The following is a 16,055-nucleotide window of genomic DNA, read 5'->3' as shown; positions in this document are numbered from 1 at the left end:
TCACAAAAACCATTAATACATACTTCTATATATACAACAACAACCGTTAATTTCCTTTTTTTTAAGAAATATTCCTTTGATTGTCTTGATCCACCTTTTGTGGTTCGTTATCCGCAGCAAGGGTTGCCAGTTCATCGCATCGTTCATTTTCAGGATGTCCGTCGTGGCCTTTAACCCATATAAACTCAACTTGATGGGGCTTTACAGCTTCAACAAGCGCTTCCCAAAGGTCTTGATTTTTAACGGGTTCTTTTTTCTTACCTCGTCGCCAATTGTTTTTTATCCAATTCTTAAGCCAACCTTCATTAAATGCTTTCACAATATATTGAGAATCTGTATGTACACGTATTGAACATGGAGATTTTAACGCTTTGATTGCAAAAAGTACCCCCATAAGTTCCATACGATTGTTCGTAGTATTTAAATATCCGTCGCTTAATTCTTTGACATGTTCCTTGCCATCTGAATCTTTATATTTTAACACAGCGCCATAACCTCCTGGTCCATCTGGGTTACCACGACATGCTCCGTCTGTATAAATATCAATCTTTTTCATCGTATTTTGCACCTTTCTTTAAAACAAACTCATCTGATTCGTCTCTGGAAGTCCTTTTAATATTTCTTCGCTTTTTAACAGTTCAATGAGAGATTTTCCGGTTTTAGTTCGAAGTCTAAAATCTTCTAAGGATAAAAATTCTCCGCCTGCACGACCGGCAACTACACCTTCTGCTGCTTTTTCTCCCATTCCATTAATCGATGACAACGATGGCATGATTTTACCGTCAATGATTCGGAAGCGTTTTGCATCCACTTGATATATATCAATCGGTAAAAACTCATACCCTCTTGCATACATCTCCTGAACAATACGCATATCTTTTATCATATCTTTTTCTTTTTTTGTTAATTCATTGAAGCGATTCTTATAATCTTGAATATGTGCATCAAGAACACTTTTCCCTTTGCACATCAATCCATAGTCAAAGTTTGACGCACGAATACTAAAAAAGGCCGTGTAATACTCTAGTGGATAATAAACTTTAAAATAGGCAATACGATAAGCCATCATTACATAAGCCGCTGCATGGGCTTTGGGGAACATATATTTGATCTGCTTACACGACCAGATGTACCAGTCAGGCACGTCAAACTTTCGCATCTGAGCTTCCCACTCATCTCGAAGTCCTTTCCCTTTACGTACACTTTCCATAATAGTAAAAGACAACTCTTTGTCTAGTCCTTGATTAATAAGATAGGTCATAATATCATCCCGCGTAGAGATAACTGTGGAAATAATCGCTTTCCCTTCTTGGACCAGTTGTTGGGCATTATTGGTCCATACATCTGTTCCGTGAGATAATCCAGAGATCCGAATCAGATCAGAAAAAGTCGCTGGTTGTGTCTCAATTAACATCTGCATAACAAAATCTGTACCAAATTCAGGAATCCCCAAAGAACCTAATGTAATGCCTCCAATATCTTCTGGTTTGACCCCTAAAGCTTTTCCTGAACGGAACAAGGACATCACCTTTGGTTCATCAAGAGGTATCTTTGTCGCATCTATCCCTGTCATATCTTCTAAAAACCTTATCATCGTCGGATCATCATGACCTAATATATCAAGTTTAAGTAGATTATGGTCGATGGAGTGATAGTCAAAATGCGTCGTTATAACATCGGAAGTTTGATCATTCGCAGGTTTTTGAATCGGTGTAAAGGTATAAATCTCTTGATCTTTTGGAACAACAATAATACCACCAGGATGCTGTCCTGTTGTTCTTCGAACACCAACACATCCTTGAATAATCCGGTTAATTTCTGCCTCTTTGACTTGGATTTCACGTTCATCAAAATAGTTTTTAACAAATCCATATGCTGTTTTATCTGCCAATGTACCAATCGTCCCCGCTTTAAATACATGACCTTCTCCAAAGAGAACTTCTGTATATTTATGTGCTTTGGCCTGATATTCCCCAGAAAAGTTCAGGTCAATATCCGGCTCCTTATTTCCCTTAAATCCAAGAAACGTTTCAAAGGGAATGTCATGGCCTTCTTTTAATAATTGAGCACCGCATTTTGGACAGGTTTTATCTGGCATATCAACCCCTGAACTTCCGGCATATTTTTTCACTTCTTCAGATTCAAAATCGCTGTATTTACATTCTTGACACACATAATGGGGCGATAATGGGTTTACTTCTGTGATACCTGACATGGTTGCAACAAAGGAAGAACCAACTGAACCTCTTGAACCAACAAGGTATCCGTCATCATTGGATTTTTTTACCAACTTTTGAGAGATAATATACATAACCGCAAAACCGTTGCTAATAATGGAGTTAAGCTCACGGTCCAGGCGTTCTTGGACAACCTCAGGAAGTGGCTCGCCATAGATGGCTTTTGCCTTAGCATAACACATCTCTTCCAGTTCTTTTTCTGAACCTTCAATGACCGGTGGATACTTATCTCGCTCAACCGGCTCAATATACTCAAGTGAATCTGCAATAAGATTGGTATTGGTCACCACTACTTCAAAGGCTTTTTCTTCACCAAGATACTCAAACTCACTAAGCATTTCATTGGTTGTTCTAAAATATAACGGCGGCTGGTTATCCGCATCTTTAAATCCTTTACCAGCCATTAAAATCCGTCGATAGACTTCATCTTCAGGATTTAAAAAATGCACATCACAAGTGGCTACAACCAGTTTGTTGTTCGCCTCTCCTAGTTCACAAATTTGTCGATTGACTTCCTCGATTTCTTTGATATCTTTGACTTTACCATTTTCAATCATAAACGCATTGTTACCTGACGGTTGGATCTCCAAATAGTCATAATAGTCAATAATACGCTTTATCGCCTCATCTGAGCGTCCTTCAAGCACAAGTGGATACAACTCACCCGCCTCACACGCCGAGCCTAATACAAGCCCTTCACGATGTTTATCAAGCATTGTCTTGCTAATCAACGGACGCTTGAAAAAAGTTTCTGTATGAGAATAAGAGATGAGTTTATACATATTTCTAAGCCCTTCTCTATTTTTACACAAAATTATCGCATGTGATGGCCTTAACTTCTTATAACTTGCAAAGTATTGTTTTTCGAATGTGTGAAAATCCTTCATTCGCTCAACACCCTTACTTCGAAGAATATCTATCAGTTTAATCAAAATTCCTGCGGTTGCCTCTGCATCGTACACAGCACGGTGGTGTTGCACTAGTCTGACTTCAAGAGCTTCCGCCAATGTATTAAGACGATAATTTTTCAAATCCGGAAACAAGCGCCGAGCAATTTCTAGGGTGTCTATATATGTGAACTGCTCGTCAATGCCCAGGTTACGCATTGCATGAATAATAAAACTCATATCAAAGTCTGCATTTTGCGCAACAAGAATTCCCCCTTCACAAAATTCAACAAACTGAGGCAATACAACTTCAATCGGTGGTGCATCTTTTACCGTATCATTAGTTATATGGGTCAATTCTTGAATATGTTGAGGTATCGACACACCCGGATTGACAAATTCAGAAAATCGATCGACAATCTTTCCATTTTTTATTTTGACGGCACCAATCTCTGTGAACTGATCTTTCTGAGCCCGAAGTCCTGTTGTCTCGATATCAAAAACAATCAACACATCATCAAAGGAACGATTGTCCAGATGATAACCTACAGGTTTTTGATCATCAATCAAATAAGCTTCAACACCATAGAGCACCTTTATATTGTCATCATGTACGCAATGGAAGGCATCTGTATACCCTTGTACGACACCATGATCGGTGATAGCTATGGCTTTGTGTCCCCATGCAATCGCTTGGTTAATACCGTCTTTTACACTCATCACCCCATCCATATCACTCATTTGTGTATGTAGGTGTAACTCAACACGTTTTTCTTTGGCATTATCCTTACGTTGTATCTTAAGATTGGCTTCAATCGTTTCGATTGTATTGACAAAAAAAACTCTAGCACGATCATAGTCATCATATTTGTATAGCCCACGTATACGAAGCGTACTATTTTTTTTGACATTAGCTTCGACGCGTGGATAGTCATCCTTTTCCACGAAAACTTTTGCCGATATCGAGTCCGTAAAATCGGTCACATCAAACTTCATAATCATCTTACCCCCGCGAAGCTCCCTTGCATCGGGTTTACTAATGACTTGAACATCAATATTTGCATATGTCGTGTCTTCATCAAAATTTTTCAATTTTAATACTTCACCAACAATAGGTTTTTTCCCTAGAATTAAATTTTCGTATGTTTCTTGGGTAATATCTTCTTCTTGAATGACTATTTTTTCTTCGATATGAAGATGTCGGTCTCTTTTTTTCAATAAATTCTTTTGTTCCAAATCCCGATTACGGATAAATTCTTGATACATATGGCTATTTGCATCATCTTCAAGGATTTCTATATCAATCGTTCGGTCAAACTTCTGCTTAAACATTACTGCAATTTTTTCATCAAAGCTTAAATCTTTAATATAGTGATATCCTGTCTTATTCACCTGATACACTAGGTCAGCTTCACCGATATCTACTTGTGAACTACGAATAACCGCAGCACCAACTGGGTTGATTTTTTTAAGATTATATAGTAAACCTTCTTCAAATGCTTTATACAAATCTTTTAAAGACAACTCATAATTCAATTGATAGGACTCATTAATATGAATTGCTATACCTTCTGGATAACCCAAGTGTCGGTAAATGGCTTCTTCTAAGTGCTCAATATATTGTGCAGGGATAATCGTAGTGAGAGCAAGGGAAATACTGACTGTCCCTTGCTCCTTATTCATCACAATTGAAGAAACCATTGCATCTTTTACATAACTTTGACTTTCTGGACTTACAATTAATCCTTCAAATACATCAAATAAATTTTTCCTCACTACGCTCACCTTCTATACTTTGTCGATCATTACATTTATTTCTTTGATTAATGCCTCCACCAGTTCATCCTCTGGAACTTTTCCTATGATTTTTCCTTTTTTAAAAATCAGACCCACACCATTGCCACCAGCAATACCAATATCAGCTTCTCTAGCTTCTCCTGGTCCATTAACTGCACATCCCATAACCGCCACTTTGATGGGCACCTTAATATGAGCCAGGCGTTCTTCCACTTCACTGGCTATGCGTATGAGGTCGATTGAAGTTCGTCCACATGTCGGACAAGAGATAAATTCAATCTGACTTGGATATAGGTTTAAACTTTGTAATATTTTTCTTGCTACGTGAATTTCATCTACCGGGTCACTCGTTAAGGAGACTCTTAATGTATCTCCAATCCCCTTTGAAAGCATAACCCCTAAACCAACTGAAGATTTGATGGTTCCACTTTCTCTAGTTCCAGCTTCAGTAATACCCAAGTGCAACGGATAGCTTACTGCATCCGCCATGCGTTCATAAGCTTCTACAGCTGTCAATACATCCGATGATTTAATTGAAATGGCTATATCATAAAAATCCATTGACTCCAAAATTCGAACATGATACAAAGCGCTTTCTACAAGCGCCTCTGCTGTTGGGTGCTTATACTTTTCTAGGATATGTTTTTCAAGGGACCCGCCATTTACCCCAATTCGAATCGGTATTTTATGTTCCCTACACGCATCAACCACTTCCTTAATACGCTCTTGGCTCCCAATGTTCCCCGGATTGATACGGATTTTATCAATGCCACGGCGAACACATTCAAGCGCTAATCGATAGTCAAAATGAATATCGGCAACAAGGGGTATGTGAATCTGAGCTTTAATTTTTGAAATTGCTTGTGCCGCTTCCATTGTTGGCACTGCCACTCGCACAATATCACATCCCGCTTCTTCAAGCGCAATAATTTGAGCTACTGTTTTTTCAACATCTTCTGTTTTGGTGTTGGTCATACTTTGGATAGCTATAGGACTTCCTCCACCAATATATTTATCACCAATTTTAATTTTTCGTGTTTCATCTCTTAAAACCACTTGAATCAGCCTCCCGACAACTCTTAATTAAACAACCGCTGAATATCATTAAATAACACGAAGACCATCAACAACATCAATAAAGCAAAACCGATAAAATGTACAAACCCTTCTTTATCCGGAGCTAACGGCTTTCCACGAACACCTTCTATGAAGAGAAAAATTAAACGTCCGCCATCTAAAGCCGGAATCGGCAATAAATTCATTACACCTAAGTTTGCACTTAGTAATACAATGAAAAATGCAATATTTGAAATAACGGCTTTTATACCATATGCTAAGCTCGCTTCATATCCTGTACTAAATTCATCAACAATAGCCACCGGACCTGATAATGCGGTCATAGAAACTTCTCCTGTAACAAGTAAACCTAAAGAATAAAATACGATTTTAATCCAAGAAGCTGCTTCTAATACACCATATTTTATAATTGTCAATATATTTTTAGATACTTTTTCATAGTTGACCCCGATGACATAATAGTTGTCACTTTCTTCTGGCGGAACCGTCTCATCTAGCTCGATCACATGGGGAATAACTGTAAAATTCAGTATTTTCTTATCTCCATTTTCAGTACGTCGAACCTTGACATCTAGAGGGTCTCCTGCGGGCATATTTATATAGATTCTAGCTTCTGTTGAGCGTAGAATCCGATGTCCATCAATGGATATAATTTCATCTCCCGGGCGAATCCCAGCCTCATATGCCGGTAATTGTTCGGGAACTTCACTTATCACATTAGAATATGTTGTGGTCATTCCGATATAAATAAATGAAAACAACAACGCTAATATGAAATTAAATAAAGGGCCACCAAAAATAGTCGAAATCCTCACACCCACCGATTTCTCGTAAAATGCGCCCCCATTGAGTTCTTTTTTATTTTGTGTGTCTTCGATTTCTTGGCTTTCTTGTCCATCTTCGCCATGCATACGGCAAAATCCGCCAATAGGAAGCAAACGAATGGTCCACTGTGTTCCTTTTCTTTCAAACCCAAAAAGCTTAGGTCCCATCCCTATTGCAAATTCTTCCACCGCAATGCCACCTCGTCGGGCAAATATATAATGTCCAAATTCATGAACAAAAACAATAAAACTAAAGACAAATAATGCTAAAATAATACTCATGTATGCCACCTGCTTTCAATATAATTTTCCACCCACTTTTGGGCATCTAAAATCTGTTCTAACGTCAATTCTAACTTAGAATCATAGCACTCTTTAATATATGCATTCATGACTTCTTCTATGTACTCGGCAATTTTATAATATTGAATTTTTCTATTTAAACACAAAGATACAATATACTCATTAGCCGCATTAAGAACCGTTGGTATTACGCCTCCATATTCTAACGCTATATATGCTAATTTTAAGCATCGAAATGTATCCATGTCCGGTTTTTCAAATGTTAAATGCTGTAATTTTATTAGATCCAATCGTTCATAAGGCATTGATTCTCGTTGCGTTTCAAATAATGCATATTGTATTGGCAATCGCATATCCGGCACGCCAAGTTGTGCCATAACTGAACCATCAATGTATTGCACCATCGAATGCACAATACTTTCCGGGTGAACGATAACTTCAATTTGTTCCGGCTTGACATCAAATAGCCACTTTGCTTCAATAACCTCAAGCCCTTTATTCATCATAGTTGACGAATCAATCGTAATTTTGGCACCCATCTCCCAATTCGGATGCTTCAATGCTTCTTCAATAGACATTTTTTTCAATGCCTGGCTATCCTTTCCTCGAAAAGGACCTCCTGAAGCTGTCAAAATTATTTTTTCAATCTTAGTGTATAAATTTCCCTGTAACGCTTGATAAATTGCAGAATGTTCACTATCAACCGGTAAAATATCCACCTTATTGGCCTTTGCCAAAGGCATAATGATTTCACCTGCTGTTACTAGTGTTTCCTTGTTAGCTAGAGCTATTGTTTTATGGGCTTTAATCGCTTCAATCGTTGGGACCAACCCTATCATTCCAACAACTGCCGTCACCAAAATATCCATCTCTTGATGTGTTGCAGCCGCAATCAATCCTTCCATACCGTGAAGAACCTCAATATCCAAATCGCTCTCTTGCTCTAGTCGTTGACATAGCTTTTTATAACTTTCAAACTCCATAACGGATACAAGCTTTGGTTTATATTTTTGACATTGCTCAAACAACCGATCCACATTGGTATTTGCCGTTAATGCAATCACTTCAAACGTATCATGTAAATCAATGACTTCAAGCGTTTGTACACCAATAGAGCCTGTTGAGCCTAGTATTCCAATTTTTTTTCTCATCTTTACCTCATCTTCTTTATCCTATAATTCCTATGTAATGTCTATTTGGATAGCATATAATCCAGTGCATTTACATGGATAAAATTAGCATTGATGCATAATACACAAACGGCGCAACAAAAATAATACTATCCATACGGTCAACAATCCCTCCATGTCCCGGGATTAGTGTACCGAAGTCTTTAATTTTTGTCACTCTTTTCATTGCAGAAGCAGCCATATCTCCAAACTGTCCAAAAATCGACCCAATAACACCCATTAATGCAAATCCGATAAAATGATGCATTTTGATATCTGTATTTGTATATGATAAAAAGAAGGTATACAGTGTCGTTAAAATCCCCGAACCGAGAATTCCCCCAATGGCACCTTCAATAGTTTTATTAGGACTTAGTTTTGGAGCTAACTTATGTTTCCCTAAAAAGACACCTGAAAAATAGGCAAATGTATCACTTCCAAAAGATATAAGTAATATTAGCCATATAAGAATATGTCCATATTGTTCCATGTTACGAACCAGGACAATATGGCTCATCATAACGGATATATATAGGTATCCAATCATTCCAATAAAAATTGTTTGCAGTTCAACTTTTGGATAGCATACAATATAATAAATAAAGGGTAATATAACCATTAACACCAAGCTTACGAACACATATTCCAAGCGCTGTTGTTGCTGTAAAATAAAAAGCCCTACTGTCATCACAAGTTGAAGCCCATAAATAAACCCTTCATTCATCTTAAATGCCCGATTAAATTCCCACAATCCAATGGAAATTGCAATCAAGATCAAGGCTGTAGTCAACCAACCCCCAAAATAAAGAGGCAAAATAACAATAGGCAGTGCAACTATTGCAGATAATATACGTGTCTTCATTTTTTTGCCCCTCCAAATCGTCGTTCTCTTCGATTATATGCATCAATAGCTTTTATTAACTCTGCCTTATTAAAATCCGGCCATAATACATCGGAAATATAAAACTCCGTGTAAGCCAATTGCCAGAGCAAGAAGTTGCTTGTACGCAGTTCACCGCTCGTTCGAATCAATAGTTCGGGATCAGGAATTCCTACCGTATCCAAATAGTATGCAAATTTATCTTCATCTAATTCTTGCATTGCTAGTAATAAATCTTTTTTTGAAATCTCTTGCGTCGCATCTGCATCAATAAGGTGTTGAAACACACCGTGTACACCACGTAAGATCTCATCTCTTCCACCATAATTAAGTGCAATTTGTAGCTGTAGCCCATCAAAATCTTTTGAGGCATCTTCCAAAGCTTCTATAGCTTGAACAATATCATCATCTAAGTCACTTCGTCGTCCAATTACACGAACCCGCATATTGTTTTCTTGAGAATTTCGTATACTTTCTTTTAAATACTGCCGCAATAAGCCCATTAAAAAAGAAACCTCTTCTTTTGAACGTCGCCAGTTTTCTGTTGAAAAAGCATAAACTGTAACGTATTTAATTCCGAGGTCATACGCATCTTTACAAATTTGCTTAAGTGTTTCGCTCCCTTGTTTGTGACCAAAAGTACGGGGCTTGCCCTTTGACTTTGCCCAGCGTCCATTCCCATCCATAATTAATGCAATATGTTTTGGCACCATCTTCTCACCTCTAGAACATAAGTAATATCCCCTCTTTCGAGGGGCTTATTTTATACTTTTAAGATTTCTTCGCTTTTCTTTGCAACATGGTCATCAATTTTTTTGATAAATTTATCCGTAAGTGTTTGAACCTTATCTTCAAGTTCTTTTAAATCATCTTCTGTAATGTTGCTTGCTTTTTCTTCACGCTTAAAGTGGTCATTTGCATCTCTTCGAACATTTCGAATAGCAATTTTTGCATCTTCCCCTTTTTTCTTCACGTCTTTTGTCAGTTCTTTACGTCGTTCTTCAGTCAACTCCGGAAAAGATAGACGGATGCATGTTCCATCATTTTGAGGATGTATACCAATGTCTGACATATTAATAGCTTTTTCAATTTCCGCCAACATTGTCTTGTCCCATGGTTGAATCTGTAGCAAACGTGGCTCTGGAACACTAATGTTACCCACTTGATTTAACGATGATGGTTGTCCATAATAATCTACTTTGATTTGATCAAGTACATGAGGGTTTGCACGACCAGCACGAATGCTATTAAATTCCTCCTCAAGCACATGGATTGTTTTTTCCATTTTCCCTTGATATTCTTTTAATACTGTCTCCATAAATATCCTCCTAAATTATACGTATACTAAAGTACCCTTATTTTGACCGTTCATTGCGTTGATAATACTATCTTGATCATTTAGATAGAAAACTTTCATATTGATTTTATGCTCTAAGCACATAATTGCTGCTGTTAAATCCATAACTTGCAACTCTTGGTCAATTACTTCTTTTAACGAAATGCGATCATATTTAGTAGCATTTGCATTTGTGTTCGGATCTGAGTCATAGACACCATCAATATTCTTTGCTAATAATATTATATCACATTCTGTTTCAATTGCACGTAATGCTGCTGTTGTGTCCGTTGAAAAATATGGATGCCCTAAGCCTCCGGCAAAAAAAGTGACAACCCCTTCTTCTTGTTTTTCCATACATAAGTCTTTGTCAAATTCTACTGTCATCTGCCCTACTTTAAAAGGAGTCATTACAAGTGTTTTTAAATCAAGGGTTCTAAAGACTTCAGCTGCATATAGACAATTCATAACCGTTGCCAACATTCCAATTTGGTCTGCTTTTGTTCGGTCCATATTTTCACTGGTCCGACCTCGCCAAAAATTTCCGCCTCCGATAACAATACCAACTTGAATACCTTTGGCTACGAGTTCTTTCACCTGTCTTGCAACTTCAAGTACATTTTTTTCAGAAAAGCTTTTTCCAGCCTCTCCTGAAAGGGCTTCTCCACTTAATTTTAATAACACTTTTTGGGTCTTTTCCATCGTACACCTCACATTTATAATTTATCATAATTCCTACAATATTACTAGATAAAATTAAAGGAAACACCAAGGTGCTTCCTCTAAGACAACAATTTCAGTTCAAATTATTGTTGCATTTGTTTAGCAACTTCTTCAGCGAAGTTTTCTTCTTTCTTTTCTATACCTTCGCCTGTTTCAAACCGTACATAAGATTTTAATGTAATTGATGTACCAGCATTCTTGCCAACTTGATCAATGTACTTTTGCACTGTTAAATCACTGTCTTTTACGTAAGTTTGATCAAGAAGACAAACTTCTTTTAATTGCTTATTTAAACGTCCGATAATCATCTTGTCAATGATATTTTCTGGCTTATCTGGATTTTCATTAATTGCTTGTTGTTTAAGAATATTTTTTTCTGATTCAATATAATCTGCATCCACTTCATCACGGCTAAGATATACTGGTGGCAACGCTGCAATTTGCATAGCAACATTACGAAGAGCCTCTTGAACATCATCATTTACAACATCTGTTGCAGCTTCAACTAATACCCCAATTTTTCCGCCAGCATGAATATAAGAAGCAACTACACCATTGTCGATTGTTACTTTTTCAAAACGACGAATACTAAGTTTTTCCCCGATCACTGCGATTTGAGCATTAAGTTCATCTTGAACTGTTTTTGATTCATCTGCAATCCATTGTTCTGCCAAGAAAGCATCAATGTCTGCTGCAGTCGTTTTCATTGCTTGATCAGCAACTTGTCCAACATATACTTGGAACTTCTCATTTTTTGCTACAAAGTCTGTTTCAGAGTTAACTTCAACAAGAACTGCTGATTTATGATCATCAGATACTTTTGCCGCAACCATACCTTCTGCTGCAACACGGCCAGCTTTTTTAGCTGCTTTTGCAAGTCCTTTTTCACGTAACACTTCAATTGCTTGTTCAATATTTCCGTCAGTCTCAGTTAATGCTTTTTTACAATCAAGCATTCCGGCGCCTGTTCTTTCACGTAATTCTTTTACTAATGCTGCTGTTACTGCCATAATCATTACCTCCATATATATTCATTAATATTCATTAAAATCCATTAAAAACATAATGTGTATTAAAAATGCTTCAACATATGTTGAAGCATTCAGTTTTATATTATACATAACCTGATATCAAATGTTATGAACTTATTCAGCTGGTACTTCTGCCTCTTCATCAACATTCATTTGTGCACCTTGATTTGCTTCGATAACAGCATTAGCCATTGTTGAAGTAATAAGCTTAACCGCACGAATTGCATCATCATTACCAGGAATTACATAATCAATCTCTTCTGGATCACAGTTTGTATCTACGATACCGATAAGAGGAATGCCAAGGATATGCGCTTCTTGAATTGTGATTCGCTCATTCTTAGGATCAACGATAAAGATAAGGTCTGGTACACCATTCATTTCTTTGATTCCACCAAGGTTTTTCTCAAGTTTTTCCATTTCAAGACGTAAGCCAATAACTTCTTTTTTAGGTAACACGTCAAATGTACCGTCTTCTTCCATTTTTTCAATTTCTTTAAGACGATTGATTCGGCTTTGAATTGTATCGAAGTTTGTTAACATACCACCTAACCATCTGTTGTTAACATAGAACATTCCACAACGCTCTGCTTCTTTTTGAATTGCTTCTTGAGCTTGTTTTTTTGTTCCTACAAAAAGAACTTTTCCACCTTCTGCAACAACTTCTTTAACAACATCATAAGCTTTATCAATTAGCTTTGTTGTTTGTTGTAAGTCGATGATATAGATTCCATTACGCTCAGTATAAATATACTCAGCCATTTTAGGATTCCATCGTCTTGTTTGATGTCCAAAGTGAACACCTGCTTCTAATAATTGTTTCATTGAAATAACACTCATTTTTCTACCTCCATTGGTTATCTTCTTCCATATGACTCTTCTTCTTGGCAAACCATTCGGCACCCTACCAAAAATCATCATATGTGCTTTTTTACCCGTCTGATAGTTTACCACATACCTCTAAAAAACACAAGTAGTTTTTAATCAATAAATTCCATCCCTAACTCTTTTGCTTTTTCAATGACCGTTTCGTCAGAAAGGTAAACATCTTCCATTTTACTTAAAGGGATCATTCCTAGTGCTTCAGCGCGTTCTTTAATGGTTTCTGTGGATATGTTGTCTTGAAAACTCTTTGCCAATGGCTCTTTCCAAATCAATAGGATGATACCTGCTAAAACCAGTCCCATACCTATCCCTTGAATCAACCATAAAACATTATCCTTCTTCATACATTCATCCCTTTTGCCTTTATTTGAATAAATTTAACACTAACTCAACTTGTCCTGTTCCAATATTTAATTGTCGTGCAATTTCTTGATTTGAATATCCGGATATGGATAATTCAATAATTTTTTTATTGTACTGCATATCTCTATATTGCTCAATCTCATCTTGTTCAAAATCTTCTTGTTCTACATTTTCCTGATTCATATCTGTCACTTGCTTTGTCACATGCTCTGCCGCTTGCCCTGGCACATGTTCTGTCACTGTTGATTGAGCATGTTGATTTTTTTCTCGTAGCTCTTTATCTTTTTCATTAAGCATTTGATATAAGAACAAAAGTTCCTTATGTTTTCCGTCAAGTTCACTCTTAAGATATTCTCCGTATTCATTTAATTCTAATATCTTGTTGCGAACTTCATCATAGGTGGATTCCTCTTGTTCAGAAGCACTCTGCACATTTTTTATGCTCTGTTTTTTATTGCTGCGTATGGCAAAAAAACTAATTACAATCAACAAACCACCAATGGAAATTAATGTGAATAGTAAACCGTCAAAACTTGTCATCACGTCTCCTCACTATATGCGTACATCAATTTTATGATAGCTTTTTGGTTTTTTCTTTTCTTTGTTCTGCTTTTGTTTTTTGTTTGGTGGTTGATATCCATATGTGTTTTTTCCTTCTTCTTTTGCATCCGCTTCTTGGTCTGCTTTTTGGTCCTCAAAAGATTTTACCACACTTTTTTGATTGTGTTGTACATTCTTTTCATTTTGAGAAGCAATATGACTTTGTTCAAGGTTTGACCGCTGATTTTGTGCATGTTTAATTTGAGATACCTCCTGAAGTTTGGGTACCATAACTTGCATGTCTAAAGGTCTTATGGACATATCATCAACTCCTTACCCGTCGTATTCTATAATGCTCGCATGCGAACATCAACACCATCTTTATAAAACGCTGCGTATTTTACTTCCTCTTTAACAAAGTAATATACATTTCCTATACCAATTCTTACACCTGGATATACATTTCCAGATACTTTGACTAAGCCTGAATTTCTGTGTTCTACTTCTTCTTTTAATTCTTGAATTCGACGTTCATTTTTCGTAATCTTATTCGTCAAAAACACTTTATTACGTACTGCTGATTTATACATTTCTGCCTTTTCTTCATCCAGTTCGCCAGTCATTTCTTTACGTTTATTCAAGAGCAAAATTACCTTTTCAAGGTTTTGTGCTTCTTCTTTTATCTTGCCTAACCCTTTACGTAGTTCATTATATTCTTCAAGTAATGCCGGGTCAATTCCCACTTCAACTTCTGTTACCGTACCCATGTGGGAGCCTAAGATTCGACTTGAGACTAATTGTCCTGCACGTACATTTCCACCTGAGATCATTCCTTTTTTTCCATCAACTATAATCTCACCTTTACAAGACACCTTACTATGTAGGATAGCTTCACTATAGATATTCCCTCCACACGCTACATCTGCTTGTTCAATGAATTTTGTATGCAAGTCGCCACCACATTGAATATTACTTTTTCCCATTCCTTGAATCCCACTATGGAGTGTTATCATGCCTCCTGCAAGTATTGTTGCGCCTTCAACACCACCCATAACTTCAATGTCTTCTGTCGCTTCAACCCGAAAACCTGTTATAACATTTCCATGGACAACAATAGATCCATCAAAGGTTATATCCCCTGTTGAACTTCCCACATTACCTGCAACTTCATAAATATTGTTAACAATGATTTTTTCATCGACGACTTTCACAAGTCCGCTTTTATCTGCATATAATTCTGTTTTTTCTTCATTGATACGCGTATTCTTTCCATAGCGTATACGTATTGGCTTCCCTTTTGCCGGCAAAAGTTCTTGACCTTTAATATTAATCCCAGGCATACCTGGCTGAGTTTGTATCAGACGCGCAAGCAGGTCTCCTTCCTTAACTAAGCTTATAACACTCAGCTTATGAAAGTTAACATTTCCATTGGCATCGACTTCCGGTTTCATATCCGTATTGGTTTTAAAGAAAATCTCTATTTTTCCTGGTGTTGCTGGAATTACGTCATCTCCTCTAGCAATCACATACGGAATATTATATTCATGATTAATCAGTACTTCTTCCAAATATTCAAGCTTGACTCCATGCTTAATGCCACGTTGTCCCAACTCATCTAATACATCATTTAGAGGAATCTTGTCTGTATCTGCATCCGGATAAAATGTGATATATGCTTCCATCCAATTATCGGTTACTTCAATTCGATATGAATTTTGCTTTCCATTGATCTCTGCAAAATCTTCAGATTCTGAAATTTTAATCACAAGTTTTTCTTCCATGGAATTAATCTCTTCTTGAAGTTGATCATAGTCAACATTTCGCATTCCACTTTTTCGTAGTTCATCTTTAATCGCTTCTATATTTACGGGCTTACCTTCGTCAACGGGTGCATATATCTCAAGATAGTGACCATCTGTCTTTTCAATAATTGTATAGTATCCATCAAACGCTGTATTGCTCATTGTAAAACCTCCAGTGAACTTTATATTGATATATATATT

Annotated in this window: 15 protein-coding genes; all 15 read right to left on the bottom strand. The window is 36.9% G+C overall.

The genetic code is table 11. The features are described from left to right. Positions 1-61: 61 nt before the first annotated feature. Positions 62-556, bottom strand: coding sequence for a ribonuclease HI (rnhA, locus tag QBE53_07405; protein ID WZL82929.1), 495 nt, complete (start codon positions 554-556; stop codon positions 62-64). 18 nt (positions 557-574) lie between these two features. Then, positions 575-4,900, bottom strand: coding sequence for a PolC-type DNA polymerase III (locus QBE53_07400; GenBank protein ID WZL82928.1), 4,326 nt, complete (start codon positions 4,898-4,900; stop codon positions 575-577). A 12-nt stretch (positions 4,901-4,912) separates the two neighbouring features. After that, positions 4,913-5,986 (bottom strand): flavodoxin-dependent (E)-4-hydroxy-3-methylbut-2-enyl-diphosphate synthase, encoded by a 1,074-nt coding sequence (gene ispG / locus QBE53_07395; protein ID WZL83274.1) that lies wholly within the window; start codon positions 5,984-5,986, stop codon positions 4,913-4,915. Between the two features lie 14 nt (positions 5,987-6,000). Next, on the bottom strand, positions 6,001-7,104 hold the full coding sequence (gene rseP / locus QBE53_07390; protein ID WZL82927.1) for an RIP metalloprotease RseP: 1,104 nt from the start codon (positions 7,102-7,104) through the stop codon (positions 6,001-6,003). Then, positions 7,101-8,276 carry a 1-deoxy-D-xylulose-5-phosphate reductoisomerase gene (locus tag QBE53_07385; protein ID WZL82926.1) on the bottom strand — a complete coding sequence of 392 codons (1,176 nt, stop codon included), beginning with the start codon at positions 8,274-8,276 and terminating at the stop codon, positions 7,101-7,103. The genes rseP and QBE53_07385 overlap by 4 nt, the downstream gene beginning before the upstream one ends. Before the next feature lie 70 nt (positions 8,277-8,346). Beyond that, positions 8,347-9,156 (bottom strand): phosphatidate cytidylyltransferase, encoded by an 810-nt coding sequence (locus tag QBE53_07380; GenBank protein WZL82925.1) that lies wholly within the window; start codon positions 9,154-9,156, stop codon positions 8,347-8,349. Next, positions 9,153-9,887 carry a polyprenyl diphosphate synthase gene (gene uppS, locus QBE53_07375; GenBank protein WZL82924.1) on the bottom strand — a complete coding sequence of 245 codons (735 nt, stop codon included), beginning with the start codon at positions 9,885-9,887 and terminating at the stop codon, positions 9,153-9,155. The genes QBE53_07380 and uppS overlap by 4 nt, the downstream gene beginning before the upstream one ends. Positions 9,888-9,937: 50 nt before the next feature. After that, complete coding sequence (gene frr, locus QBE53_07370) at positions 9,938-10,492, bottom strand: ribosome recycling factor (protein WZL82923.1); 555 nt, start codon at positions 10,490-10,492, stop codon at positions 9,938-9,940. Positions 10,493-10,507: 15 nt separating this feature from the next. Beyond that, positions 10,508-11,212 carry a UMP kinase gene (gene pyrH, locus QBE53_07365; protein ID WZL82922.1) on the bottom strand — a complete coding sequence of 235 codons (705 nt, stop codon included), beginning with the start codon at positions 11,210-11,212 and terminating at the stop codon, positions 10,508-10,510. A gap of 104 nt (positions 11,213-11,316) precedes the next feature. After that, positions 11,317-12,243 (bottom strand): translation elongation factor Ts, encoded by a 927-nt coding sequence (tsf, locus tag QBE53_07360; protein WZL82921.1) that lies wholly within the window; start codon positions 12,241-12,243, stop codon positions 11,317-11,319. Positions 12,244-12,378: 135 nt separating this feature from the next. Further along, the gene (gene rpsB, locus QBE53_07355; GenBank protein WZL82920.1) at positions 12,379-13,104 is read right to left on the bottom strand and encodes a 30S ribosomal protein S2; all 726 of its coding nucleotides are present in this window, start codon (positions 13,102-13,104) and stop codon (positions 12,379-12,381) included. A gap of 140 nt (positions 13,105-13,244) precedes the next feature. Beyond that, complete coding sequence (locus QBE53_07350) at positions 13,245-13,493, bottom strand: hypothetical protein (GenBank protein ID WZL82919.1); 249 nt, start codon at positions 13,491-13,493, stop codon at positions 13,245-13,247. Positions 13,494-13,512: 19 nt separating this feature from the next. Next, positions 13,513-14,052, bottom strand: coding sequence for a DUF6115 domain-containing protein (locus QBE53_07345; GenBank protein ID WZL82918.1), 540 nt, complete (start codon positions 14,050-14,052; stop codon positions 13,513-13,515). A gap of 12 nt (positions 14,053-14,064) precedes the next feature. Then, the gene (locus QBE53_07340) at positions 14,065-14,373 is read right to left on the bottom strand and encodes a hypothetical protein (GenBank protein WZL82917.1); all 309 of its coding nucleotides are present in this window, start codon (positions 14,371-14,373) and stop codon (positions 14,065-14,067) included. Positions 14,374-14,399: 26 nt separating this feature from the next. Further along, positions 14,400-16,016 (bottom strand): FapA family protein, encoded by a 1,617-nt coding sequence (locus tag QBE53_07335; GenBank protein ID WZL82916.1) that lies wholly within the window; start codon positions 16,014-16,016, stop codon positions 14,400-14,402. Positions 16,017-16,055: the final 39 nt, after the last annotated feature.

This window comes from Vallitaleaceae bacterium 9-2, from assembly GCA_038396585.1.
Classification (GTDB): Bacteria; Bacillota; Clostridia; order Lachnospirales; family Vallitaleaceae; genus UBA1351.
The sequence above is the reverse complement of the archived record's forward strand: the minus strand, read 5'-3'. Positions and strand labels throughout refer to the sequence as shown.